Genomic DNA, 23,059 nt, shown 5'->3' with positions numbered 1-23,059 from the left:
CCTTAGAAGATGCCCAGAATGGCATCGAACAACTTGTTACCGATTTCCAGCGCCTTGGCCGAGGCCTGATAGGCTTGCTGGAACTTCAGGAGATTCGCGGCCTCCTCGTCGAGGTTAACCGCAGAATAGGCATCCCGGGTCGACTGAGCCTGCGCGAGCATTGCTTCCTGGGCATCGAGCTGCACCTGGGCCGAGCGCGTCCGGATACCGTTTTCGGAAACCAGCCGCGCGTAGACGGACTGAAAAGTCGCAGTTCCGCCAGCCATCGTATTGTTTGTCTGCAATTTACCGAGCAGAACAGCGTTCCGACCATCCTGAACGCCGCTGCCATTACGCTCGATGGTGAACGAATCCCCGGCACTTGGCGTGCCGCTGACAGAAAATGACATCCCGGCAAAGGCAATGGTGGACAGCGTCGCGCTACCGCTGGTCAATGCGACGTTGCCGGTCCCACTGGCGGTGCTGCCATCGGAATAGACCGCCGTCCACGTCCCGGGAACGCCACTGAGATTCGTGGCGCTGGCTGTCAGCGTGGCAGGCAGGCCGGCCACCGAATAGCCGCTGCCAACGATCCCTTGAGAGATCTTCATCGAACCGGTGTTGGTCGCAGCCTGAGTCGCGCGAATCGGCGCTGCCGCATTGATCAATCGGGGATCGTTAGCGATCCGGTTGTCGATGTCGATGTTTCTGGCCGCCTCGGCCACCGGTTTGAGCGTGAATTTGTCACCATCGGCACCAACCGCGGCGATATTCAGATTCACCCCATCGAAGGTCACGCTCCCCGTCCCGGTACCGCTGGCGACCACTGTCTTGTCAGTCAGTCGGGTCACCGTATAAGTACCGCCCGCACCAAATGCCACCTGATAGTCGCTGTTGGTCAGATTGGTGTAATGGCTTCCGCTGTAATCCGGCGCCGACGGCCCGGTCGGCGTTGCAAAATTTGCCGAGAGGCTGCCGCTGCCGGTATTGCTCGTGTTGCTGAGAATCCTGGGATTGGGTATCGAAAAAAAGTCGCCGACAAATCCGGTATCGCCCTCGATGTTGCCGAGCAAATCCTGCCCAAGGCTGTACTGCGCGTTAAAGGTCAAGGCCAGAGAGGTCGCAATCCGGCCCAGTTCATTGGTCACGGTGTCCAGCGACTTGGCACGGAATTCGAGCAGTCCGCCCAGTTCACCGCCAACAATCAGCTTCTCGGGCAACTCGATGGCACCGCCCTGAGTCGTCAGGCCGACCGCGACCTTGCCCGGGTCCGAACGCGAGGGGGTCGCCGTCATCTCCATGGCTCGCCCGCCAATGACCAGTTGCTGACCATTACCGATGAATACGTTATAACCGCCATCGGAATTCGCGGTGGTGGTTACCTTGATGTACTTGTTCAGTTCCGCAATCATCTGGTCGCGCTGGTCAAGCAGATCATTGGCAGGCTGTCCGGTACCGGCTTGCGCGGTGACGATACGCTTGTTGATGTCGGCAATCTGGGTCGCATAGGTATTGATCTGATCTACCGTATCGACAATCCGCCCATCAACCTCCGATGCCAGTTCGCTCAGACGGGTATCGAGATTCTGGAAGCGACTCACCAGGGTCTGTGCCGAGGTAATCATCACCTGCCGGCCTTCCAGCAGGGAAGGATTCGAGGCAACTTGCTGCACGCCGGAAAAGAAACCCTGCAATGCCGGCGACAGGCCGGCATCCGCATCGGCCAGCATGGAATCGATCTGGCTCAGTTGGGTGTACAGGGAGTCCAGATAGCTGACTTGCGTCTGCGCGCTGTTGACCTGGCCGGACAGATACTTGTCGTACATCCGCTCGACCGTCACCACATGAGTACCCTGGCCGATGGAGCCGGTACCGGTGTTGATGGCGATGTTGGTCGCCTGAATCGTACGTTGCCTCGAGTACCCATCGGTGCTGGCATTGGTGACGTTGTGCGACGTCACCAGCAGGGCCTGCTGGGCAGCCCGGATGCCGGAAACGCTGATACTGATAATCCCTGTGCTCATTTCTCACCTCTATGAGGTCTACGGCCTGACGGCCGGAATATTTAGCGCCCTAACCGATCAGGGCCTGACGCAAGGTCGGGCCATCGATGATCCGCGCCAGTTTTTCGGCGTATTTCGGATCGGTCGCATAGCCTGCTTGCTGCAATCTCTGTGCAAACTCCGTGCCATTCTGCGAACCGATGACGCCGCTGTAGCGGGGGCTGCTGCGCAGCAGATTGGCGTAATCCTGGAAAGCTTCGGAATAGGAGCCGTAAGCCCGAAAGCGCTCGGTGGTCTGCAGAGGTGCACCATCGACGTATTCAGTCGTTCTGCTGTTGACGCTGTCGCCACTCCAGCGCTGACCGGCTTTGACCCCGAACAGGTTGTGGCTGCTGCTACCATCCGGGCGACGGATCTCGCTCTTGCCCCAGCCGCTTTCGAGCGCTGCATGCGCCACCAGAAATTGCGGCGGAATGCCGGTCGACCGCGACGCCGCCACGGCATCGGGCCAGACACGATCGACGAACGCCTTGGCATTGGCCGGAATATCGGCCGGTTGCACAGTTTCACCGCTGCTGATCCGGGACACCGAAGCGTAATCGGCCGATGTCGGCAAGGCGCTACCGACCTGGCGGTAACGCAAGCTCTCGGCCGGCACCGGCAAGGATTTGCCGGCAAGGCTTGCCGCCATATCGGCTAGCGCATTGCCAGCAGCATCAGAAACTTGCTCAAGCCCACTGGCTGCCTGAGCGGAAAACTGCCCGCCAAGCTGACGTTCGATCAACTGCGCGAAACCGACACCACGGCCGGAGGTCGACAGGTTCTGGGCCATCTGCTGATCGAGCAGCGAGTTGTAGAAGCGTGTCTGATCGTTGGACAGCAGGCCATCCGACGGCACCGTATCGCGCATGCTCTTGAGGACCATCTGCAGGAACATGGTCTCGAATTGCTGGGCGGCGGCCTTGAGACCGGACTGCGGGTCTTTCTGGAACTGGCTGCGCACATCCTGCGCGCCCTGGGTATCGAAGGCTGCGCGGTTGGGCTGATTCTGGATTTTCATCGGCGCTGGTCAGATGACTTCGAGTTCGGCCCGCAGAGCGCCTGCCGCCTTCATGGCCTGCAGGATGGCCAGCAGGTCCATCGGGTTGGCGCCCAAAGCGTTGAGCGCCTTGACCACATCCGCCAGATTGGCGCCGGCCTTGACGTTCATCATGCTGCCGTTGTCCTGCTTGACCTGGATGTCGGCGCCCTGGCCGAACTGCGGCTGCCCGCCGTCGACCACCACCGACAGGTTACCGTGCGCCACAGCGCACGGCTCAAGTGCCACGCGCTGATTCATGACCACCGAACCGGTACGCGGATTGACCACAACCTTGGCCAGGCCGACCGCCGGCCGGACATCCAGATTCTCGACGCGCCCGAGAAAGGCGACCCGACGGTCCGGGCTGTCCGGCACGCGCACCGCGATTCGCCGCCCATCGAGAGCCTGGGCCGTACCCGGTGAAGTTGCCTGATTGATTGCATCAACGACATTCCTGGCCGTTGCAAAATCGGTGACAGCCAGTTCGTAATACACGTAGCCATCCTGTCCGATGGCAGTCGGCACACCCCGCTCAACCGTCGCCCCGCCCGGAATTCTTCCTGCCGAAAGATGGTTGACCGTAACTTTGGCATTGCCGGACGAAGCCCCGGCGCCGCCGACCATCACCGTTCCCTGTGCCATCGCATAAACCTGGCCGTCGGCACCTTTCAACTGCGTCAGCAGCAAGGTCCCGCCGCGCAGGCTCTTGGCATTGCCGATCGAGGAGACCGTCACGTCAATCGGCTGGCCCGGCTGGGCGAACGCCGGCAGGCTGGTGGTGACCATCACCGCCGCGACATTCTTCAACTGCAGTTTGGTGGCCTGATCGCTGGTCAGGTTGATACCCATCTGCGACAGCATGTTGCCCATCGCCTGGGTGGTGAAAGGCGTCTGAGTCGTCTGGTCGCCGGTGTTGTCGAGACCAACAACGATGCCGTAACCAATCAGCTGGTTGGTACGGACCCCCTGCAGGTTAGCCAGATCCTTGATCCGCTCGGCCATCGCCGGCTGAACCACCAGCGCAGGCAAACAGACGGCAAGCATTGCCGCCCAACGGTAGCATTTGCCGGTCACGTGCTTCATGTTGCTTCCCCTGCCGTATCTAACTAGAACGGCATGACATTAAGGAAGAAACGTGCCAGCCAGCCCATTGATTGACCGTCGGCGATCTGACCGGAGGATTTGTACTCGATACGGGCGTCGGCAACCTTGGACGAATCGATCGAATTGGAAAAGTCGACAAAAGCCGGGTTGACCACACCGGAGACACGGACGAACTCCTGCTCATTGCCCACCGATATCTGCTTCTCGCCGGAAACCAGAAGATTGCCGTTCGGCATCACGTCGATCACGGTCACCGTCATGCTGCCGCTGAAGACCGCCGAGTTCGCAGCTTCGCCCTTGCCATTGAAGGTCGAGGTATTCGACGCCCCCAGATCGAGTCCGAGCAACCCCTTGCCGGGCAGACCGCTCAGGCCGGTAACGGACGCCGTATTCGACCCGGTGCGATTGATCTGGTTGTTCCCCTTCTTGGAAGCGGAAGTGTTCTCGGTGATCCGGATCGTCAACGTATCGCCGACGAAGCGCGCCCGGCGATCCTCGAACAAGGGACGGGCGCTGGCAACCTGATAGATCGAGCCGTTGTTGGCAGCCGCTTCGTAGCGCGGCATCGGCCTGGCGCTCATCGGTTGATGCACATTGGTTGGCGGCACGGTCGTACAGGCCGCACTCAGCAAAGCTGCAATCACTGTCAGGCGCTTCATGATCTCACCTCACAACTGCGTCAGACGGCCGAGCATCGCATCGGACGTCGAGATCACCTTGGAATTCAGTTCGTAGGCACGCTGGGTCTGGATCATCGTGACCAGTTCTTCCGCCACATTGACGTTGGAAGTTTCGACATACCCCTGATTAACCACGCCCGCACCGTTGCTGCCCGGGGTATTCGGCGTCGGCGTGCCACTGGCGGCGGTTTCCAGGAAGAGGTTCTGGCCGATGCTCTGCAAGCCCGTCGGGTTGATGAAGGTCGCCAGCTGAATGTTGCCGATCTGCGTCGTTGCAGCCGACCCTGGCTGGGTGATGCTGACCGTTCCATCGGTACCGACCGTCACGGTGAGCGCGTCGGCCGGAATCGTGATGTTGGGCTGCAGGGGATAGCCATCGGAAGTGACGATCTGCCCCTGGTTATCCTTCAGGAAAGAACCGTCGCGGGTATAGCCGGTGGTCCCGTCCGGCAGCAGAATCTGAAAAAAACCGTTACCGTTGATGCCCAGATCCAGCGCGTTGTCGGTCTTCTGCAGATTACCCTGGGTAAAGACCCGGGCGGTCGATACGGGGCGAACCCCGGTACCCAGTTGCAAGCCGGCAGGAATCTGCGTTTGCTGGGAGGACTGGGCCCCCGGCTGACGCATCGTCTGATAAAGCAGGTCGGCGAATACGGCACGGGAACGCTTGAAACCGTTGGTGCTGACGTTCGCCAGATTGTTGGAGATGACATCGAGCTGCGTCTGCTGCGCATCCAGTCCGGTTCGGGCGACCCACAGGGAACGTATCATTGCGGCAAACTCCTATCAGGCATTCAGCGACAGCAGCTGATCCGCGCGCTGTGCATTCTGATCCGCCGTCTGCAGCATCTTGATCTGCATTTCGAATTGGCGGGCCAGACTTATCAGATTTACCATCGATTCGGTCACGTTCACATTGCTGCCCTCGAGCACGCCGGAGGCCAGACGGACTTGCTCGTCTGCCGGAGCCGGTTGACCGTCGGCCTGGCGGAACAAACCATCGCCACCGCGCACCAAGGTATTTTCCGGCGGATTGACCAGCTTGATCCGTCCGATCGCATTGGCGTTGTTCGGCGTCCCGAAGGTCGGAACAATCGATACCGTGCCATCCGGCGCAATCTCGACCCGATTGTCGGGCGGGATGTTCAGCGGCCCGCCATCGCCCAGAACGGTGTAACCGTCCTTGGTCTTCAGCTGTCCGGTTTCGTCGACATCCAGACTCCCGGCCCGGGTGTAAGCTTCGCTGCCATCCGGCAACTGCACCGCGATCCAGCCCCGCCCCTGAACGGCGACATCAAGATTCCGCCCGGTGAACATCGACGGTCCCTCGTCGAAGACGTCGCTGACCGACGCATCGACCACAAAGGCGCGCGTCGGCATCGCCTCGCTCTGCACCGGCACGGCCCGGAAGCGATGCTCCTGGGCCTTGAAACCAATGGTGCTGGCGTTGGCCAGATTGTTCGCCGTTCCGGCCTGCTGCATGAAAACATGCTTGGCGCCGGTCATTGCGGTGTAGATCAGGCGATCCATGACGGGGACTCAGTCTCGATCAGCGCAGGTTGACCAGGGTCTGCATGATCTGATCCTGGGTCTTCACCGACTGCGCATTGGCCTGATAATTACGTTGGTTGGTGATCAGGTTGACCAGTTCGGCCGTCAGATCCACGTTCGATTCTTCGATGGAGGACGAAGCGAGCACCCCGAGATTGGAACTGTTCGGTGCGCCAACCAGTGGTGGACCGGAATCGGAAGTGGCTACCCACTGGTTGTTCCCTTGCGAACGCAAGCCGTTCGGGTTCGTGAAATTGGCCAGCACCACCTGCCCCTGAGCAAAGGTTTGCCCATTGCTATAGTTGCCAAGCACCGTTCCATCGGTACCGACCGACAGGCTGACCAGATTGCCGGCTTCGTAACCATCCTGTTCAAGACGGTTGTTGCCAAAATTCTTGCCAAACTGCGTGGACCCGGCGAAATCGAGATCGAAGGCCAGCGGCGAGGCTGCATTATTGGTGCTGCCCAAGTCCTGCACGACACCATCGAGATCGATGCTGACATGCATGATCGAGGTACCGCTTCCTGTCACCAATGCCCCGTTTTCGTTGAAGGAAATCCCGGGCACATTCGTCGTTCCCGCACCGGCCTCGATATCCACCGTCGTTCCCCCGGTCAGGGTAACGCGCGCATTGGTCGTCCCGTCGACATTGGCAAAAACAGCCCATTCGCCGGAACCCTCGGCCTTTCTGAAGTAAAAGGTCAGGTTATGGGCGTTGCCGAGCGTGTCATAGACATCCAGCGCGGTCGAGTAGTTGTAACTCTCCGGGTCCGGCGACCAGGCGCCGCTTGCCGCACCACCGCTCCAGGCCATGGTCGGTGCCGATTCACGGGAATCCATATTGAGGTTTGCCCGCACCCCGCGGAAAGCGCTTGCCGTATTGGTGCCGGTTGCCACCGGCGCCAGATCGGAAGCCGAGATTTGCAGCGGCGCAGGCGACGAAGCGACGATTATCCCTGCTTGTGCGGGATACCCCGTCAGCTTCATGCCCTGATCGTTGACGATGAAACCGTTCTTGTCGAGATGGAACTGACCACTGCGGGTGAAGGTCACTTCCCCGTTGTAGTCCATCCTGAAAAAACCGTTGCCGTTGATCGAGATATCGAGCGGATTGTTGGTCGTCGTGATGTTGCCTTGCGTGTATTGCTGGGCAACGCCGGACAGATTGACACCGATGCCAACCTGATTCGCCCCGGCGCCGTTCAGGGAACGCGCATAGACATCCGAGAAATGTGCAACCGAAGCCTTGTAGCCAACGGTGCTTGAGTTGGCGATGTTGTTGCTGGTAATGTCGATCGCCTTGCCGGCGGTGTTCAGACCGCTCAATGCCTGTTGAAATGCCATGATCTACTCCGTTCAGATAATCCGTGCCACATTGGAGAACGATACTTCTCCCATGCTGCCCAGATCGAGCATGAAGCCCGTTCCGTTACGAACAACAGCATTTACCGTGCCAATCTGCATCGCTTTCGCGTCCACCTTCTTGCCGTTGGCCTGCGCCTCAACCGAGAAGGTGTAGTTACCGTCGGCCAGCTGCTTGCCGTCGGCGTCCTTGCCGTCCCAGGCAAAATAGAAGCTGCCGGCTGCGCGTTCACCCAGGCTTTCGGTCTGCACGACCTTGCCGGAAGCATCCTTGATGGTCAGTGTTACCGTGTCCGCCGCACTCGCCAATTCGATACCGCCAACCGACTGCGCATTGGCGAGCGGCAATTTATTGCCGGCAACCATAACATTCTTGCCGATGATGCCTGCCGCCTGCATGCCCTGAGCTTCGTTGTATCCGGCCAGCAAACTGCTCAGCGTGGTATTCAGCTTTTCGATGCCGTTGACCGTATTCAATTGCGCCAACTGCGATGTGAACTGCGCGTTGTCCATCGGATTCAAGGGGTCCTGGCTTCTGACCTGTGCCATCAGCAGCGTCAGGAAGCGATCCTCCAGTTCGCTGGCCGTACTCTTGCCCGAAGAAGTATCGGTACGCCCACCGACCTTGTCGAAAATAGTGCCATTCGTTCCCGAAGTCGCCGAACTCGTCGTCGTCATTTGATTCTCCTGTCAATCGTTCCCATTACCCCTGAGCAATCTGCAAGGTGCGCAGCATCAGGGATTTGGCGGTATTCATCACTTCCACGTTGGTCTGGTAAGACCGGGAAGCCGAGATCATGTTGGTCATTTCCTCGACCACATCGACGTTGGGATAGGAAACATACCCCTTGTCGTCGGCCGCCGGATTTCTGGGGTCATAAACCATTCGGGGCGGCGCCGCGGATTCGACGATCTGACGTACACGAACCCCCTTCGACATCTCGCCACCGCTGCCCATCGGCGTTGCCTCGAACACCACCTGTTTGGCTCGGTAGGGCTTGCCGTCCGAAGAGACAATACTGTCGGCGTTGGCCAGATTGGAGGCCACGGTATTAAGCCGCATCGATTGAGCGGTCATCGCACTGGACGACACCTTGAAAACGTTGAACAGACTCATCGTTGCGTCTCCTTAACCTTGCGTGCCGCTCATCGCCGTGCGCAGCCCCTTGAACTTGTCGCCGATCAACTGGGTAAGCACTTGGTACTGCAAGGAGTTTTCGGCAATCTGCGCGCGTTCGACATCCATATCCACGGTATTCCCGTCGACTGCCGACTGCGTCTCCGTGCGATACTTCAACTCGGCAAAGCCATTCCCGCCATTTCCTTCGAGATGGCGACCCGATGTTCTGGCAAGCGTCAGCCCGCCGGATTCGGCGCGGCCCTGCATGGCGTTTTCCATGGCGTTCCGGAAATCGAAATCGCGTGCCTTGTAGTGCGGCGTGTCGGCATTCGCGATATTCGATGCCAGAATCTGCTGGCGCTGCGACCGCAGATCGAGCGCCTTGCTGTAAACGGATACGTGGCTGGCAATATCACTCATCGTTTGCTCCTTGTGCCCAAACAAAAGCAGACTTCATGCCAGAAAGCCATTTCTTCGTTACGGACGATTCGGGCAAAATGCCAACGATGCGCCGCCTTGCTTCCTGCCTGTTTTTTCTCGTTTTTTCAGCCTCTGCCGATGACGGCCAGGCGATTCTTGCGCTGGCCGAACACTACGCACAGACACAGGCCAGCCACGGAAGTACCGGCCAGGTCAGCGTGAAGGCAGGACCGCTGGATGCCAGCCGCCTCCCCCCCTGCCAGGCCTTGGAAGGCTACACGCCGCCCGGCGCCCGGCTGTTGGGACGCAGCCACATCGGCATACGCTGCCTTGGTCCTCATCCCTGGAAAATTTTGGTCCCGGTTCGTATCTCGGTTCAGGGAGATTACGTGATCACCGCCCGCGCGCTGGTTGCAGGAGAGACCTTGCAAGGCGCCGATCTATCGCTGGCCAGCGGCGACCTGGCTACGCTCCCCGCCGGCACGATCCAGCAACCCGCCGAAGCCATCGGGAAATTGCTGAAAAACTCGTTGGGCGCCGGCCAGGCCTTGCGCAAGGATCAGCTCAAGGCGCCTTACGCGGTTCGCCAGGGACAAACCGTCAAGGTGATATCTCAGGGCACGGGGTTTTCGGTCAGCGCCGAAGGAATCGCCATCGGCAATGGCGCAATCGGGGACCTGGTTCAGGTACGCCTGACAAACGGGCAAAGCATTCGTGGCACGGTGCGTGCTGATGGCACCATCGAGTTGCCAAATTAGGCTAAAGTTTGACCTTGAGCGGCCGTAATACCGTCTAACACATAAAGCTTTGCGAGAGTCATCATGAAAATCGACAGTTCGACCTTTTCCGCGCCACTGCTGCGGTCGACCGGACAATCGGCGGCAAAATCCGCTGAGACGCCGGCAAAATCTGCCGAAGCCGTCAGCCTGAGTAGCCTGGCCAACGCCATTCAAGGCAACGACAAGCCGCCGGTCAACGCGGCCCGCATTCAGGAAATCAAGGATGCCATTGCCCAAGGGCGCTTCAAGATCAACCCCGAAGCCATCGCCGACGGACTGATCGAAACCGCACGCTCACTGGCCGACAAGCAACAGCGCCAAGCCTGATGAGTCGGCTACGACAACTGCTTCAGCACGAGCTTGCCGGACTCGATCAGCTTCAGCACGTTCTCGAAAAGGAAAACCAGGCCCTGGCCGCTGGCAGTACGGAACTCCTGCCGCCAATCAGCGAACAGAAAATAGCCTGCATGAAAGCACTGGAAGCGCTGGAGGAGCAACGGCGGCAAGTCGTTGGTGCCAGCGCATCGGACAAGAACGCACGCGAAACGATGGCTGCGTGGTTTCGCGGTCAACCTGACAAGAATGCCGAAACGCTCTGGCAGTCTGTCATCGAGAAATCCCTGGCCGCACGCCACCTGCACGAGGTCAATGGACAACTGATCGTCCTGCAACTCGGCAAGACCCGTGAGGCACTCGACATACTGACCCATCGGCAAAACGACGATTCGCTGTACGGTAGCGATGGCCAATCGGCCAGCGGCAGCGGCAAGCGCATTTCGGACTCTGCCTGACCGCAGGAGGTGCGCTCAGTTGCCGGTGGCGGTCTGTGGTTTCAGCTCGGTCGGCTCTTCGGGCCGGTTCGAATCGATCAGGATGCTGACCCGGCGATTTCGTGCCCGTCCCTCCGTCGTCGTATTCGTTTCCACCGGTCGCGTATCGCCATAGCCGATCGCTGTCAGCCTGGCTGCATCCACGCCGGCATCATTGAATAGACGCAGCACGGTAGTCGCACGCAACGCCGACAGCTCCCAATTGGAGGGAAATTGCGGGGTTGAAATCGGCACATTGTCGGTATGACCTTCAATGGTGATCGGAAAATCGGACCCTGCCAGTACCGAAGCCACGGCCTGCAGGGCACTCGCCGATTGCGGTTGAAGATTTGCCTGACCAAGGGCAAACAGAATGCTGTCGTTGATCTCGATCGTGACCCCCCGGCTCGTTTCCAGCAGCCGAACCTTGCCCTGCGCGACCAGCGGCTGCAGTGCCTGCATGATCTCGTCGGCGACATTGCGCATTTTCTGACGTTGCTCCGCACGCAAGGTATCCGGTTTTTGCTGTTCAGGCAGCCGGTCGGGCTTGGCTACCGGTTTCGGCGGCAGGAGGGGCGCCCCCTGCAGGATCGCGATGGGTTGGCCGCCCACCTCTCCGGTCACGTTTTTGAACGCATTGACCAGCGAGTTCGACAAAACCTTGTATTTTCCTTCGTTGACCGAAGAAATCGCATACATCACGACAAAGAAGGCGAACAGCAGGGTAATGAAATCGGCGTACGAGACCAGCCAGCGCTCGTGGTTCTCGTGCTCTTCCACCTTGGCCCGCCGTCGCCGAGCCATTAGCGCAGATACCCCTTCAGGCGACTTTCGATGATCCTCGGATTATCTCCGACGGCAATCCCGACCAGGCCATCGATCAACATCTCGCGCGCCGACACCATTCGAGAAATATAGTATTTGAGCTTTCCGGCAATCGGCAGGTAGACGAGATTGGCCAGTCCGACGCCATAGATCGTCGCCACGAAAGCAACGGCGATCCCGGCACCCAGCTTGGTTGGATCCGACAGATTTTCCATGACATGGATCAGGCCCATCACCGCCCCCAGGATACCGATCGTCGGCGAATACCCTCCGGCAGCCTCCCAGACACGAGCTGACTGCTTCGCCTCTTCCTCGAAGGTATCGATATCGACTTCCAGCAGTTCCCGGATTCGCTCGGGATCGGCACCGTCGACCAGCAGTTGCAAGCCCTTGCGGGTGAATTCATCCTTCAGACCCGGAATGAAGTTCTCGAGCGCCAGCAGCCCTTCGCGGCGCGACAACTGACTCCAGTTGAGAATCTGGTCAATACTCCGTTTCTGATCGATGACCGGGGGCTTCCAGACCCACTTGGCCATCGCGATGCCACGCTTGAAGAGATGTAAGGGGCTCTGTAGCAAGACGGCGCCCAGCGTCCCCCCGACCACGATCAGGAACGCTGTCGGTTGCGCCAGGGAGCTGATATGACCGCCCTCCAGCATCTGACCACCGAGGATAGCAATGAGCCCGATGGCCAGACCGGCAATGCTGATCTTATCCACGGACGGTCTCCTTGCGGCGCTTGCTGACGGACTTCACGTCACCCAGAATCTGGCTGCGCAACCGGACGATTGCCTGTGAGTGCAGCTGACAAACGCGCGACTCGGTCACGCCCATCACCTCACCGATCTCCCGGAGATTCAGATCCTGTTCGTAATACAGGGCCATCATCAGTTTTTCGCGCTCCGGCAGACGTCCGATGGCGTCGACTAGATGCTGACGAATATCCTTGTCTTCGAGAATGCCCGCCGGATCGGCCGTCGTATCGGTGAAATGGCGCTCAAGAAAATCCTCATCCCCTTCACCATTGAAATCCTCGTAGTACACCAGTTGGTGACCGCGCGCTTCCTGCAGAATTTTCTGGTAATCCCCGAGAGACATACCGAGGGTGTCGGCAAGTTCCTGCTCCGACGGAGCCCGGCCGTGGGCATGCTCAAGTTGATTGATCGCCTGTTCGATGCGCCGCAGTTCCCGCCGCATGCTGCGAGGCAGCCAATCGTTCTCGCGCAGGCCATCCAGCATGGCTCCCCGTACCCGTTGTGTCGCATAGGTTTCGAACTGGGCACCAAAACCCTCCTCGAAACGATCTATCGCATCCAGCAAACCCAACATGCCGTTCTGGACAAGATCCTCGAATTGGACATTGGCAGGCAGCCTCGCCATCAGGTGATAGGCGATGCGCTTCACCAGCGGCACGTAGCGCTGGACCAACTCCTCCCGGTTCGGCTGCCCTGCAGCGGTATACATCAAGCCCTGATCAGATTGGGTGTTATGCGTTGGCTCAAGTGTAGCAGTTGCTGCAGGAATTGTTCGACGCCTCCACGATCCCCATGAGACTGCTGCCAATACTGCATGTCGGCAGCAAGATCGCGGAAGGCGATGGCCGACGCCGAATCTGGAGCCTGCATCAAGACAGGGCGGCAAAGCTGGCTGGAGACCCGGAGAGCCTCGTCAAAAGGGATCGCCCCCGCGTAATCCAGTGTCGCCACACCGCGTTGCGTCGCCACCTGCGCAATGTTCTCGAATATCGATCGGGCGTCCACCTGGGTTCTGACCTTGTTGACCAGAATCCGGAAATGGCGACGCGAAAAGGCGTGGCTGACCTTTTTGATCAGCGCGTAGGCCTCGGTAATTGATGCGCTGTTACCTGACAACACGACCACTGTCTCCTGTGACACCAGACCGAAAGGTGAAAACCCGCCGGGATGGGTCATGCTGGCATCGACCAGGATCACATCGAAGGGCCGCGGCAGACCGCTCATCGCATCGAGCAAGGTCTGTTGCTGCCCCAGCGACAGGCGCCCCAGTTTCCTCGCCGCCTTTGCCGCCGGCATGATCGACAGGCCATGCATCGGCCGAAGCAGCACATCGGCCAGCGTCCTTTCCCGCTGCACGACGTTCAGCAGATCCCCTGGTGTCAGCAAGCCGAAAGCCGAAGCAATGTCGTCACCCGGCACATGTTCGTCGATGATCAGGACTTCACGCCCCAGGCGTGCCAATGCGACGCCCAGATTGGCGACGGATACGCTACGGCCCACGCCTTCGCAGCCGGCAACGAAGGTCACCACCTGCAAGCCACCACCTCCCAGCAGGCGACGCAGGCCGGCCGCCTGGTCAACCCGGAAATCAGCCACGACGCCCCCCCAACCCATGCATGCCGGCATTGGCCATCATCAGTGCCGGCTCGACGCCATCGTATTTGTGCGGCGAGCTTTCCGGCACATCCTTGAAGGCGCGATGCAGCAGGTAGCCGCGATTCGGCAGATGCAAGTCTTCCGGCACCCGCTGGCCGTTCGACACGTAATGCAATCGCAGGCCATGCCGCATGATGACGTCGAGCGCCGTTGCCAGGCTGGCCGCTTCATCGATCTTGGTCAGGATGCAACCGGAAAGGTTGTCGCCTGCATAAGCGCGAACCACGTCATCCAGCGTATCGCCCCGCGAGGTCGACGAGAGCAGCAACAGGCGTCGGATGTCACAGCCAGCCAGCATATCGTTCAACTCCGGCACAAGCTTGTCCTTCTGACTCATCCCCATCGTGTCGACCAACACCATGTGCTTGTGCTGCAACTCGGCCAGCGTTTGCCTGAGTTCCAGCGCATCCTTGACCAGATAAACGGCAACGCCGAGGATCCGACCATAGATGCGCAACTGCTCGTGCGCACCGATACGATAACCATCGGTGGTGACCAGCGCGACCTTGCTGGGCCCGTGGCGCAACACGCAACGGGCGGCCAACTTGGCGGTAGTCGTGGTCTTGCCAACGCCGGTCGGCCCGACCAGTGCATAAACCCCACCGCGATCGACGATATCCTCTTCCGAACCCACCGTCAGCAGACAACGATCCGCCGCCCCCTTGACCCAGGCCAGTCCCTGCGAGGCATCCATTTCGGACGGAAGATCGGCCAGCAGATCGCGGGTCAGCTGAGGGGAAAATCCGGAATCCAGCATCTGACGCAGCACTTCGGTCTTGGCCGGCTCGCTGCGCGCAGCTTCGCCCCAGGCAAAGCCTGCCAGATGCTGCTCGACAATACGGCGCAAGGAGCGGATTTCATCCATCACCGCTTGCGGCACGACTTCGGCTTCCGAGCGCTTCGGTGCGGTCGCCTGACTGCGAGCCGCAGCCTGGGGGTTTCCAGCCGGCGCTGCGGTCGACGGTTGCGGGCGTTGCATTTCGGGATTGCGCAACGCGCCGGTTCGTGGAATCCCGGCATTCACCGTCGCACCGCTGGAACGTTGCGGGGAAACAGCGGAGCCGGCCGGAGAGCCCCCCCCGACTTTCGGGAATACCGGTTTGGTGTACTCCGGCACGCGCTGAACCGGCGTTCCAGCCCCGCTGACTCTGGCCCGGGCGGAACTGAGCAGCACCCGGTAATCATCGTCATCCGGTGCCGCGGCCGCCGGTCGCGGCGCAACCACTTGAGGAGACACATCCACAGCTGGCGTCGGTACGATCATCGCCATGTCGCGAGCGGCGACGGCCATGATTTCCACCCCTCCCGGTACGCCCCGGTTGGACAGGATGATGGCGTCGTTACCAAGCGTCTCCTTGACTTTTTTCAAGGCATCTCGGGCGCTGGCGGCAATGAATTTTCTGACGTTCATGTTCTACCTCCGATGATCGAGGTCACCTTGATGATTCGACTTTCGGGCACTTCGTTATGTGACAACACCTTCAACTGAGGAACAGTTCGGCGCAGGAAACGGGACAACAACAGGCGGAGATTCGCCGGAACCAGCAGCACCGCCGGCAACCCCAGCGATTCCTGGCGCTGAGCTGCGGCGGCAGTCTCGCGCACCAGGGTATCGGCGAGGCCGGGCTCGAAGCTCGTATTCTCGCTTCCGCCAGCCAACGCCTGGGCCAACAGGCGCTCCAGTGTGGGATCAAGCGATGCAACCTGCATCTCCCCATTACCCGGGAACAACTGCTGAACGATGGCCCGACCGAGCGCGACCCGCACCTGGGTTACCAATTCGTCGGCATTTTGCGTCCGGGTCGCGTGATCGGCGACGCATTCGATGATGGTGCGCATGTCGCGGATATGCACCCCTTCGTCCAACAGGCCTTGCAACACTTTTTGCAGGATACCCAGCGGCAGTACCTTGGGGACCAGATCCTCGACCAGCTTCGGCATTTCCTTGGCCAAATGATCCAGCAGTTGCTGAACCTCCTGACGTCCCAGCAATTCGCCGGCATGCGTCAGGATCAGGTGATTCAGGTGTGTCGCAATAACAGTGGAGGAGTCGACCACCGTATAACCATAGGCCTGTGCCTGGTCACGCAGCGAGGCATCGATCCAGATCGCCGGCAATCCGAACGCCGGATCAGTGGTCGCCGTTCCACTCAGCGTACCGGCCACCCGCCCTGGGTTGATCGCCAGATACTGCCCGGCAAAGGCATCCCCGGCACCGACCTCGACCCCCTTGAGCAGAATCCGATAAGCATTGGGTTTCAGTTCGAGGTTGTCGCGGATATGCACCGGGGAAACCAGGAATCCGACCTCCTGGGCAAATTTTTTCCGTATCCCGCGAATACGGCGCAGCAATTCGCCATCCTGGGACTTGTCGACCAGCGGAATCAGGCGATAGCCTACCTCCAGCCCCAGTACATCGAGCGGCGCAACATCGTTCCAACTCGCCTCGACCGCTTCCTGAACCGGCGGCGGCGCAACCTTGACCGGGGTATCGACGATCTGCCGCTGCCGCTTGGACATCCTCCAGGCAAACCAGGATAGGGAACCCGCGAGCAGCAGGAAAACCAGATTCGGCATCCCCGGAATCATGCCAAGGATGCCGATGATCGCCGCGGTAATCGCAATCGCCCGCGGGTTGTTGAAAATCTGGACCATGAACTGCTGGCCGATATTGCGCTCGTCGGAAACGCGCGTAACCACCAGACCGGCGGCAATTGAAATGATCAGCCCGGGAATCTGTGCTACCAGGCCATCGCCGATGGTCAGCAGGGTATAGACCTTGGCGGCCTGAGCCAGCGGCATGTCATGCTGCGCCATGCCGATGATCAGGCCGCCGACGACGTTCAGCAGCATGATCACGATGCCGGCCACCGCATCGCCTCGAACAAATTTCGAAGCACCGTCCATCGACCCGTAAAACTCGGATTCGCGTGCGATGTCGGTACGCCGTTTGCGCGCCTCTTCTTCGCCGATCAACCCTGCATTCAGGTCGGCATCGATAGCCATCTGCTTGCCCGGCATCGCATCGAGGGTGAAACGTGCGGAAACCTCGGCCACTCGTCCGGCACCCTTGGTGATCACGACGAAGTTGATGACCACCAGAATCATGAAGACGATGATGCCGACCGCAAAATTGCCGCCGACCAGGAAATGGCCGAAAGCCTCGATCACCTTGCCGGCCGCATCCGGTCCGGTATGACCGTCGATCATCACGACTCGCGTCGACGCCACGTTGAGCGACAGACGGAGCAGCGTGGTCACCAGCAGGACCGTCGGGAAAACCGAGAAATCCAGTGTTTTTTGGGTGTTGACCGCAACCAGCAGAACCAGAACGGAAATCGCGATGTTGAACGTGAACAGCACATCGAGCACGAAGGCCGGCAGCGGCAGGACCATCATCGAGAGGATGAGCATGATCAGCACCGGCGCTGCCAGTTGCGAGGGCGCCAGGCGGCCGAACAAGGCTTGCAGGCGAAGGGCCCGGGTCGCCATCAGGCAGGCTCCGGCACAAGTTCGGGCGGCACCGGCAAGCTACGCGGCGGCATCGGATAGTTACCGCCGGTTTCGCGCCAGCGTGCCAACTGATAGATATACGCCAGCACCTCGGCAACGGCGTTATACAGCCCGCCCGGAATCTCGGCATCCAGGTCTGCGTGTTTGTACAAAGCCCGAGCCAGCGGCGGTGCTTCGAGCGTCGGCACTGCATGCTCGGCAGCAATTTCCCGAATTTTCATCGCCACTTCGCCGACGCCCTTGGCCACGACTTTCGGCGCAACCATGCCCGCCTTGTAAATCAGGGCAACGGAATAGTGCGTCGGATTGGTGACGATTACATCCGCCTGCGGCACTGCCTGCATCATCCGGCGCCGGGCAGCCTGCATCTGCAGGCTGCGAATCCGCCCCTTGACGTGCGGGTCGCCCATCATTTCCTTCATTTCCTGCTTGACCTCTTCCTTGGTCATCTTCAGCTTGTCGTAGTACTGCCAAATCTGGAAAGGCACGTCGGCGGCAACGACCAACAGCAGAGTCAATACCAGCATCAGGAAGGAAAAGACGATCATTTCGCCGGCGTGCGCCAAACCGCTCTCCAGCGGCTCGGCCAGCAAGCCGAAAATCTCATCCCGCTCCTTCCAGATCAGCAAGACGGCAACGCCACCGACCAGGGTGGCTTTGAGCACCGCCTTGCCAAGCTCCATCAGACTCGACCAGGAAACCATCCGCCCCAGACCGGTCATCGGATTGAGGCGCTTCAGATCGGGAACCAGCGCATTGGGCGCGAACACCCAGGCATTGAGGAAGAACGGGGGCATCAAGGCCGCCAAGATGAGCAGCCCCAGCAAAGGCGAGAACAGCAGCAATGCATCGCCGGAAATTTCCGCCAGACGCGGCAGCATCATGCCGGGCTCAAGAAAATAGCGCGGCTCGACGGTAAAGGCCCGGCGCGTCAAATCCAGCGTACGGGCCATGAACCAGCCACCCATCAACCAGAGCGTCATCGCCGCCACCACCAGAATGAGAAAAGTCCCCAATTCACGGGAATGGGGGACCTGACCCTTTTCGCGGGCTTGCTCGATTCGCCTGCCTGTAGGCTCTTCTGTTTTCTCGAGGTCGCTTTCTTCCGCCATGGCCATTGTCGGTGTTGGTTGTGGCTATTATAGAAAAAAACCAAGAAAATTAAATAGGTAGCGTGCTTTTTTTACATCGTTTCTAGGTAGACCGCATAAGACGATGACACACAGGTAAACCGCATAAAAGCAAAGAGGGGGCAAAGCCCCCTCTTAAGCCGTTGACCGGCAAGGAAATATTCTGGCGTCAGACGAAATCGAGCGCGCGCAAGGCGTTTCCAGCCTCGGCATGCTGACCGAGGTCGGCCAGCAGTTCCTTCATGTCCAGAATCAGCACGATCTGACCGTTCGACAGCGTGGTTACCCCGGCAACCCCCTTCGGGCGGAAATCCTCAAGGGATTTGATCACCGCATCGTCGCGCCCGGCAAAACTATCAACCCCAAGAATGAAACTGCGCTCGGCAGTCTGCATGAAGACACCGTACTCGGGCGGACGCTCCAGCGGCCAGCCGAGCAAGCGTGCCAGCGAGACCACCGGCAGGACCTCGCCACGCACCACCAGCGTTTCCTTGCCGCCCACTTCCTGGATGCGTTGCTGATCGATCGGCAGGATCTCCCGCACCAGCGACAACGGCAATGCAAAGGGCTGATCGCCAAGCAGCACCAGCAGGACTGGCAGGATGGCCAGGGTCAACGGCAGCGAAATGATGAAAACCGACCCCTTGCCCGGCTCGGAGCGAATCTCTACCGAACCGTTGAGTTTCTGGATGTTGGTCTTGACCACGTCCATCCCGACACCACGACCGGATACGTCGGAAATCTGCGTCTTGGTCGAAAAGCCCGGCAGGAAGATCAGGTTGAGGCTCTGCCGCTCATCGAGCGTGTTTGCCTCTTCTTCACTGATCAATCCCTTGTCCACGGCTTTCGCGCGAATCCGCTCGGCACTCATGCCGCGCCCGTCGTCGGCGATGATCAGCACGATGTGATCACCTTCCTGGCGAGCCTCGAGGCGCACCAGACTCTTCGCCGACTTGCCCGAGGCAGCCCGCTCCTCGGGCATTTCCACCCCGTGGTCGACGGCATTGCGGATCAGGTGGATCAACGGATCCGCCAGATCCTCGATCATCGTCTTATCGACTTCGGTTTCCTCACCGGCGAGCACCAACTCGACATCCTTGCCAAGCTGACGCGCCAGATCCCGGGCAATCCGGGGATACTTCTGGAACAGCCGGCCAATCGGCTGCATCCGCGTTTTCATCACCGAGTTCTGCAGATCCGACACCAGCAAATCCAGCTGACTGACCGCCTGGTCAAGCGCATGCAGGGTTTCCGCATCGTTCTTGCCGGCCAGGATATCGGCACGCAAGCTGGTCAGACGATTCTTGGTCAGCCCGATTTCGCCGGAAAGGTTGAGCACCTGGTCAAGGCGGGAGGTATCCACGCGGATGGTGTTTTCCCTGGCCCTTTCATCGGCCCGACGCGTTGCCGTCGGCTGACCGGCCGGCCGGTCGGTTGCCCGCCGTCCGAAGGGCGACGGAGCCTCCTTGGCTGGCACCGGCGCGACCACCGCATGCGCTGCACTTTCAGCCTTGGCAACAGGTGCCGCCTTTGGCATCAACTCACCCTCGGCAGCCTGCCCGGAAACGGCGGCATGCATGGCCGCCCAATCGGGCTCGCCAGGCACCGCATTCGCTGCAGCAGGAGCCGCTGCAGGCGATTCATTTGCCACACCGGCAACGGCACCTGGCAATTCGCCGCGCAAAGCCCCCTGGAGCGCACCAATCACATGCGGATCGGCTGCCTGCGGCTGGACCATCTGGCCCAGCTCGCCAAACATGTCGCGCACCCCCTTGGTCGCCGCCATGATGACGTCCATCAATTCGGGGGTCAGTTCCATTTCGCCGTTGCGCAGGCGATCGAACAGATTTTCGGTCAGGTGACAGAGCGTCACCAACTCGGTCGCATTGAGAAACCCCGCCCCTCCCTTGACGGTATGAAAACCGCGGAAGATATCGTTCAGCAGGCCTCGATCATCCGGTGTCTTTTCCAGATCGACCAACTTGTTGTCCACATCGGACAATAGATCATGTGCTTCCTGCAGAAAATCCTGCAGGAGATCTTCCATTCCGGCGAAATCGCTCATTTCGACCTCCCTCAGAAACCGAGGCTATCGAGCAGGTCATCCACCTGCTCCTGATTGACCACGACATCGGCACGCCCTTCAGCGTTGACGACGGGACCGTTCATCAAACTGTTCAACTCTTCCGTACGCTTCGTTTCCGGCACCACTTCGAGCAGCAGACTCATCAAACTGCTTTCCAGTTCCTGAGCCAACACCACGATCTTCTTAATCACCTGTCCGGTCAGATCCTGAAAGTCCTGGGCCATCATGATCTCGGTCAACTGCGCGTGGGTTGCCTGTGTCTTTTCCGGCAATTGCTGATTGAGGAAAACCCGGGTATCGACGGCCAACTGACGAAACTGCTCGGTGCTCAACTGATTGGCGAAGGCCTTGTCCCAATCGCTGCCCAGCGCTTTCGACCGGCTGGACATATCTTCAACCAGCGGATTGGCAATATCCGTCGCATTGAGTACCCGACAAGCCGCCTGTTCGGTCAGATTGGCGACATAGGCCAACCGGTCCTTGGCATCGGGCAGGCTGCTCACCGCTTTTTCGATGAGCTTGTCGTAGCCCAACTGGCCCAGCGTATCGTGCAATACCCGGGCCATGTGACCGATCTTGTTGAAAACGGCTTCCTGCTTTGGCCACTCATCGCCAGCAGCAGCAATTTCTGCACCGCCTGCTGCTACGGTCTGAGCCGCGGTTTCGGCAGCCACGCTATCGAACAATGCCTGCAGCCCATCGCTGTCCCCATCGGTATCCACCACAACTGGTGGAACAACCGGCGCCGGAGCGGGGACAACCTGGTAATCGGAAGCAATCGAATCGAAGAGGGCTTCCAGTTCAGAAGAATCGTTAGTCGCTGACATCCCCGCCTCCTCAAGCCTGCCCGAGCTTCTCGAAAATCTTGTTCAGTTTTTCGGAGAGCGTGCCGGCGGTGAAAGGCTTGACGATGTAGCCGCTGGCCCCGGCCTGAGCGGCTGCGATGATATTTTCCTTCTTCGCTTCAGCAGTGATCATCAGGACTGGCAAGTGCTTCAGCGTCGGCGTCGCACGGATCGTCTGCAACAGCGTCAAACCATCCATATTCGGCATGTTCCAGTCGGTCACGACGAACTCGAAGCCGCCACCCTGCAGTTTCTGCAAGGCAATGGCGCCATCCTCGGCTTCGTCCACGTTTGTAAACCCGAGCTCCTTGAGCAAATTGCGAACGATGCGGCGCATCGTCGAAAAGTCGTCGACAACCAGAAAGCGTGTTTTCGGATCACCAGCCATGAAGCACTCCAGAATGTATTTTTATCGTTCGATCAACGGCCGCAAGGTATCGGCCAATGCTTCCGCATCAAATTTCGCTACATAGGCATCCACCCCGACGGATTTGCCCATCGCTCGATTGGCCTCCGACGACAGCGAGGAATGCATGACCACCGGCACCCCTTCGAAACGGGGATCGGACTTGATGTTCTTGGTCAGCACATAGCCATCCATCTCGGGCATTTCGGCATCCACCAGAATCAGGCGGATTTCTTCGCGAATGTTCTTGCCGCTCTGTATGGCATGCGCGGCGATGCCCTGCAGACGCGTCCACGCTTCCAGACCATTGGTCGCATGCTTGTGACGGACCCCGAGTTTATCGAGCACCTCGGAAATCTTGCGGCGCGCGACAATCGAGTCGTCCACGAAAAACACACTGGTCTCAGGGTCGACCCTGGCCGGCGGAATGTCGATGATCATCGCCTCGCCGAACGCATTGGCCAGAATCTGCTCCACATCCAGAATCGACACCAGCCCGCCGCTTTCCAATTCGATCACGGCGGTAATCAACCCATGATTGGTGGTCAGAACACTTTCCGGCGCCTTGACCCGCTCCCAGTCGACCCGGATGATCCGATCGACGTCATGCACCAGGAAGCCCAGCGTGCGCTTCGAATACTCGGCAACCATCATGGTCGCGCCACGCTCCTTCGGCGCGCCCTCCAACTGCAGGAAAGGCGCCAGCGACAACACGGGAATCACATTACCGCGCAGCGAAATCAGCCCTTCGACGCCACGCGGCATATTCGGCGCCTTGGTAATGTGCGGCGTCCGCCCGACTTCGCGAACCTTGAACACGTTGATACCGAAAATCTCCCGCGTTCCGAGCGTGAACAGCAGAATCTCCATTTTATTGGAGCCCGCCAGACGGGTTCTGGCATCGACACTGTCCAGCAGGTTCTTGTTTTCGATCAGATTCATGTCTGCCCCCTC

General features: G+C 59.6%; 24 protein-coding genes. 3 read left to right on the top strand and 21 right to left on the bottom strand.

Translation table 11 applies throughout. The features are described from left to right. Positions 1-2 precede the first annotated feature (2 nt). The 10 genes from flgK to flgB form a co-directional block, all read right to left on the bottom strand. Positions 3-2,003: a flagellar hook-associated protein FlgK gene (gene flgK, locus L0962_RS04820; protein WP_234084781.1), complete on the bottom strand. Its 2,001-nt coding sequence runs from the start codon at positions 2,001-2,003 to the stop codon at positions 3-5. Between the two features lie 49 nt (positions 2,004-2,052). After that, complete coding sequence (gene flgJ, locus L0962_RS04815) at positions 2,053-3,042, bottom strand: flagellar assembly peptidoglycan hydrolase FlgJ (protein WP_234084779.1); 990 nt, start codon at positions 3,040-3,042, stop codon at positions 2,053-2,055. A gap of 9 nt (positions 3,043-3,051) precedes the next feature. Continuing rightward, a complete protein-coding gene (locus tag L0962_RS04810; protein WP_234085093.1) occupies positions 3,052-4,107 on the bottom strand; it encodes a flagellar basal body P-ring protein FlgI in 1,056 nt (351 codons plus the stop codon). A 62-nt stretch (positions 4,108-4,169) separates the two neighbouring features. Beyond that, entirely contained in the window at positions 4,170-4,826 is a 657-nt protein-coding gene (locus L0962_RS04805) for a flagellar basal body L-ring protein FlgH (protein WP_234084775.1), read from the bottom strand. Between the two features lie 9 nt (positions 4,827-4,835). After that, entirely contained in the window at positions 4,836-5,618 is a 783-nt protein-coding gene (flgG, locus tag L0962_RS04800; RefSeq protein WP_234084773.1) for a flagellar basal-body rod protein FlgG, read from the bottom strand. Positions 5,619-5,633: 15 nt separating this feature from the next. Continuing rightward, the gene (flgF, locus tag L0962_RS04795) at positions 5,634-6,377 is read right to left on the bottom strand and encodes a flagellar basal-body rod protein FlgF (protein WP_234084771.1); all 744 of its coding nucleotides are present in this window, start codon (positions 6,375-6,377) and stop codon (positions 5,634-5,636) included. Between the two features lie 19 nt (positions 6,378-6,396). Further along, complete coding sequence (flgE, locus tag L0962_RS04790) at positions 6,397-7,743, bottom strand: flagellar hook protein FlgE (protein WP_234084769.1); 1,347 nt, start codon at positions 7,741-7,743, stop codon at positions 6,397-6,399. 12 nt (positions 7,744-7,755) lie between these two features. Next, positions 7,756-8,439 (bottom strand): flagellar hook assembly protein FlgD, encoded by a 684-nt coding sequence (locus tag L0962_RS04785; RefSeq protein ID WP_234084767.1) that lies wholly within the window; start codon positions 8,437-8,439, stop codon positions 7,756-7,758. Positions 8,440-8,464: 25 nt separating this feature from the next. Next, the gene (gene flgC / locus L0962_RS04780; protein WP_234084765.1) at positions 8,465-8,878 is read right to left on the bottom strand and encodes a flagellar basal body rod protein FlgC; all 414 of its coding nucleotides are present in this window, start codon (positions 8,876-8,878) and stop codon (positions 8,465-8,467) included. Positions 8,879-8,890: 12 nt separating this feature from the next. Further along, positions 8,891-9,301 (bottom strand): flagellar basal body rod protein FlgB, encoded by a 411-nt coding sequence (gene flgB, locus L0962_RS04775; RefSeq protein WP_234084763.1) that lies wholly within the window; start codon positions 9,299-9,301, stop codon positions 8,891-8,893. Between the two features lie 35 nt (positions 9,302-9,336). On the opposite strand from flgB, the gene flgA reads away from it, so the two are divergent. The 3 genes from flgA to L0962_RS04760 all read left to right on the top strand — a co-directional run bounded on the left by flgA (position 9,337) and on the right by L0962_RS04760 (position 10,871). Further along, on the top strand, positions 9,337-10,059 hold the full coding sequence (flgA, locus tag L0962_RS04770) for a flagellar basal body P-ring formation chaperone FlgA (RefSeq protein WP_234084761.1): 723 nt from the start codon (positions 9,337-9,339) through the stop codon (positions 10,057-10,059). A 63-nt stretch (positions 10,060-10,122) separates the two neighbouring features. Beyond that, the gene (gene flgM / locus L0962_RS04765) at positions 10,123-10,407 is read left to right on the top strand and encodes a flagellar biosynthesis anti-sigma factor FlgM (protein WP_234084759.1); all 285 of its coding nucleotides are present in this window, start codon (positions 10,123-10,125) and stop codon (positions 10,405-10,407) included. Further along, a complete protein-coding gene (locus L0962_RS04760; RefSeq protein ID WP_234084755.1) occupies positions 10,407-10,871 on the top strand; it encodes a flagella synthesis protein FlgN in 465 nt (154 codons plus the stop codon). Before flgM ends, L0962_RS04760 begins: the two co-directional genes overlap by 1 nt. 15 nt (positions 10,872-10,886) lie before the next feature. Here the strand turns inward: L0962_RS04760 and motD are convergent, their stop codons facing one another. From motD to L0962_RS04705, 11 genes are all read right to left on the bottom strand, one after another. Beyond that, complete coding sequence (gene motD / locus L0962_RS04755; RefSeq protein WP_255680138.1) at positions 10,887-11,693, bottom strand: flagellar motor protein MotD; 807 nt, start codon at positions 11,691-11,693, stop codon at positions 10,887-10,889. Further along, positions 11,693-12,433: a flagellar motor protein gene (locus L0962_RS04750; RefSeq protein ID WP_234084751.1), complete on the bottom strand. Its 741-nt coding sequence runs from the start codon at positions 12,431-12,433 to the stop codon at positions 11,693-11,695. Before L0962_RS04750 ends, motD begins: the two co-directional genes overlap by 1 nt. Beyond that, a complete protein-coding gene (locus L0962_RS04745) occupies positions 12,426-13,178 on the bottom strand; it encodes an RNA polymerase sigma factor FliA (protein WP_234084749.1) in 753 nt (250 codons plus the stop codon). The genes L0962_RS04750 and L0962_RS04745 overlap by 8 nt, the downstream gene beginning before the upstream one ends. After that, positions 13,178-14,065 (bottom strand): MinD/ParA family protein, encoded by an 888-nt coding sequence (locus L0962_RS04740; RefSeq protein ID WP_234084747.1) that lies wholly within the window; start codon positions 14,063-14,065, stop codon positions 13,178-13,180. Before L0962_RS04740 ends, L0962_RS04745 begins: the two co-directional genes overlap by 1 nt. Further along, positions 14,058-15,536 (bottom strand): flagellar biosynthesis protein FlhF, encoded by a 1,479-nt coding sequence (gene flhF / locus L0962_RS04735; RefSeq protein WP_234084745.1) that lies wholly within the window; start codon positions 15,534-15,536, stop codon positions 14,058-14,060. Before flhF ends, L0962_RS04740 begins: the two co-directional genes overlap by 8 nt. After that, on the bottom strand, positions 15,533-17,617 hold the full coding sequence (flhA, locus tag L0962_RS04730; protein WP_234084743.1) for a flagellar biosynthesis protein FlhA: 2,085 nt from the start codon (positions 17,615-17,617) through the stop codon (positions 15,533-15,535). Before flhA ends, flhF begins: the two co-directional genes overlap by 4 nt. Further along, the gene (gene flhB / locus L0962_RS04725) at positions 17,617-18,750 is read right to left on the bottom strand and encodes a flagellar biosynthesis protein FlhB (RefSeq protein ID WP_234084740.1); all 1,134 of its coding nucleotides are present in this window, start codon (positions 18,748-18,750) and stop codon (positions 17,617-17,619) included. Before flhB ends, flhA begins: the two co-directional genes overlap by 1 nt. Before the next feature lie 187 nt (positions 18,751-18,937). Next, a complete protein-coding gene (locus L0962_RS04720; RefSeq protein WP_234084738.1) occupies positions 18,938-20,833 on the bottom strand; it encodes a chemotaxis protein CheA in 1,896 nt (631 codons plus the stop codon). 11 nt (positions 20,834-20,844) lie between these two features. After that, a complete protein-coding gene (gene cheZ, locus L0962_RS04715) occupies positions 20,845-21,681 on the bottom strand; it encodes a protein phosphatase CheZ (protein ID WP_234084736.1) in 837 nt (278 codons plus the stop codon). 10 nt (positions 21,682-21,691) lie between these two features. Further along, complete coding sequence (gene cheY / locus L0962_RS04710; protein ID WP_234084734.1) at positions 21,692-22,087, bottom strand: chemotaxis response regulator CheY; 396 nt, start codon at positions 22,085-22,087, stop codon at positions 21,692-21,694. Positions 22,088-22,108: 21 nt separating this feature from the next. Continuing rightward, the gene (locus L0962_RS04705; protein ID WP_234084730.1) at positions 22,109-23,047 is read right to left on the bottom strand and encodes a chemotaxis protein; all 939 of its coding nucleotides are present in this window, start codon (positions 23,045-23,047) and stop codon (positions 22,109-22,111) included. Between the last annotated feature and the right edge of the window lie 12 nt (positions 23,048-23,059).

It is taken from the genome of Azonexus sp. R2A61 (assembly GCF_021401135.1).
GTDB lineage: Bacteria > Pseudomonadota > Gammaproteobacteria > Burkholderiales > Rhodocyclaceae > Azonexus.
Note: the sequence above shows the minus strand (reverse complement) of the source record. Positions and strands in the feature narration are given on the sequence as shown.

Coding starts and splice junctions, on each gene's coding strand:
- flgA (WP_234084761.1), top strand. CDS start 9,337: ATGCCAGAAAGCCATTTCTTCGTTACGGACGATTCGGGCAAAATGCCA.
- cheY (WP_234084734.1), bottom strand. CDS start 22,087: ATGGCTGGTGATCCGAAAACACGCTTTCTGGTTGTCGACGACTTTTCG.
- L0962_RS04805 (WP_234084775.1), bottom strand. CDS start 4,826: ATGAAGCGCCTGACAGTGATTGCAGCTTTGCTGAGTGCGGCCTGTACG.
- L0962_RS04705 (WP_234084730.1), bottom strand. CDS start 23,047: ATGAATCTGATCGAAAACAAGAACCTGCTGGACAGTGTCGATGCCAGA.
- flgJ (WP_234084779.1), bottom strand. CDS start 3,042: ATGAAAATCCAGAATCAGCCCAACCGCGCAGCCTTCGATACCCAGGGC.
- L0962_RS04720 (WP_234084738.1), bottom strand. CDS start 20,833: ATGAGCGATTTCGCCGGAATGGAAGATCTCCTGCAGGATTTTCTGCAG.
- flgM (WP_234084759.1), top strand. CDS start 10,123: ATGAAAATCGACAGTTCGACCTTTTCCGCGCCACTGCTGCGGTCGACC.
- flhF (WP_234084745.1), bottom strand. CDS start 15,536: ATGAACGTCAGAAAATTCATTGCCGCCAGCGCCCGAGATGCCTTGAAA.
- L0962_RS04745 (WP_234084749.1), bottom strand. CDS start 13,178: ATGTATACCGCTGCAGGGCAGCCGAACCGGGAGGAGTTGGTCCAGCGC.
- cheZ (WP_234084736.1), bottom strand. CDS start 21,681: ATGTCAGCGACTAACGATTCTTCTGAACTGGAAGCCCTCTTCGATTCG.
- L0962_RS04810 (WP_234085093.1), bottom strand. CDS start 4,107: ATGCTTGCCGTCTGTTTGCCTGCGCTGGTGGTTCAGCCGGCGATGGCC.
- flgB (WP_234084763.1), bottom strand. CDS start 9,301: ATGAGTGATATTGCCAGCCACGTATCCGTTTACAGCAAGGCGCTCGAT.
- flgK (WP_234084781.1), bottom strand. CDS start 2,003: ATGAGCACAGGGATTATCAGTATCAGCGTTTCCGGCATCCGGGCTGCC.
- flhB (WP_234084740.1), bottom strand. CDS start 18,750: ATGGCGGAAGAAAGCGACCTCGAGAAAACAGAAGAGCCTACAGGCAGG.
- L0962_RS04760 (WP_234084755.1), top strand. CDS start 10,407: ATGAGTCGGCTACGACAACTGCTTCAGCACGAGCTTGCCGGACTCGAT.
- flgF (WP_234084771.1), bottom strand. CDS start 6,377: ATGGATCGCCTGATCTACACCGCAATGACCGGCGCCAAGCATGTTTTC.
- motD (WP_255680138.1), bottom strand. CDS start 11,693: ATGGCTCGGCGACGGCGGGCCAAGGTGGAAGAGCACGAGAACCACGAG.
- flgG (WP_234084773.1), bottom strand. CDS start 5,618: ATGATACGTTCCCTGTGGGTCGCCCGAACCGGACTGGATGCGCAGCAG.
- L0962_RS04785 (WP_234084767.1), bottom strand. CDS start 8,439: ATGACGACGACGAGTTCGGCGACTTCGGGAACGAATGGCACTATTTTC.
- flgE (WP_234084769.1), bottom strand. CDS start 7,743: ATGGCATTTCAACAGGCATTGAGCGGTCTGAACACCGCCGGCAAGGCG.
- flgC (WP_234084765.1), bottom strand. CDS start 8,878: ATGAGTCTGTTCAACGTTTTCAAGGTGTCGTCCAGTGCGATGACCGCT.
- flhA (WP_234084743.1), bottom strand. CDS start 17,617: ATGGCGACCCGGGCCCTTCGCCTGCAAGCCTTGTTCGGCCGCCTGGCG.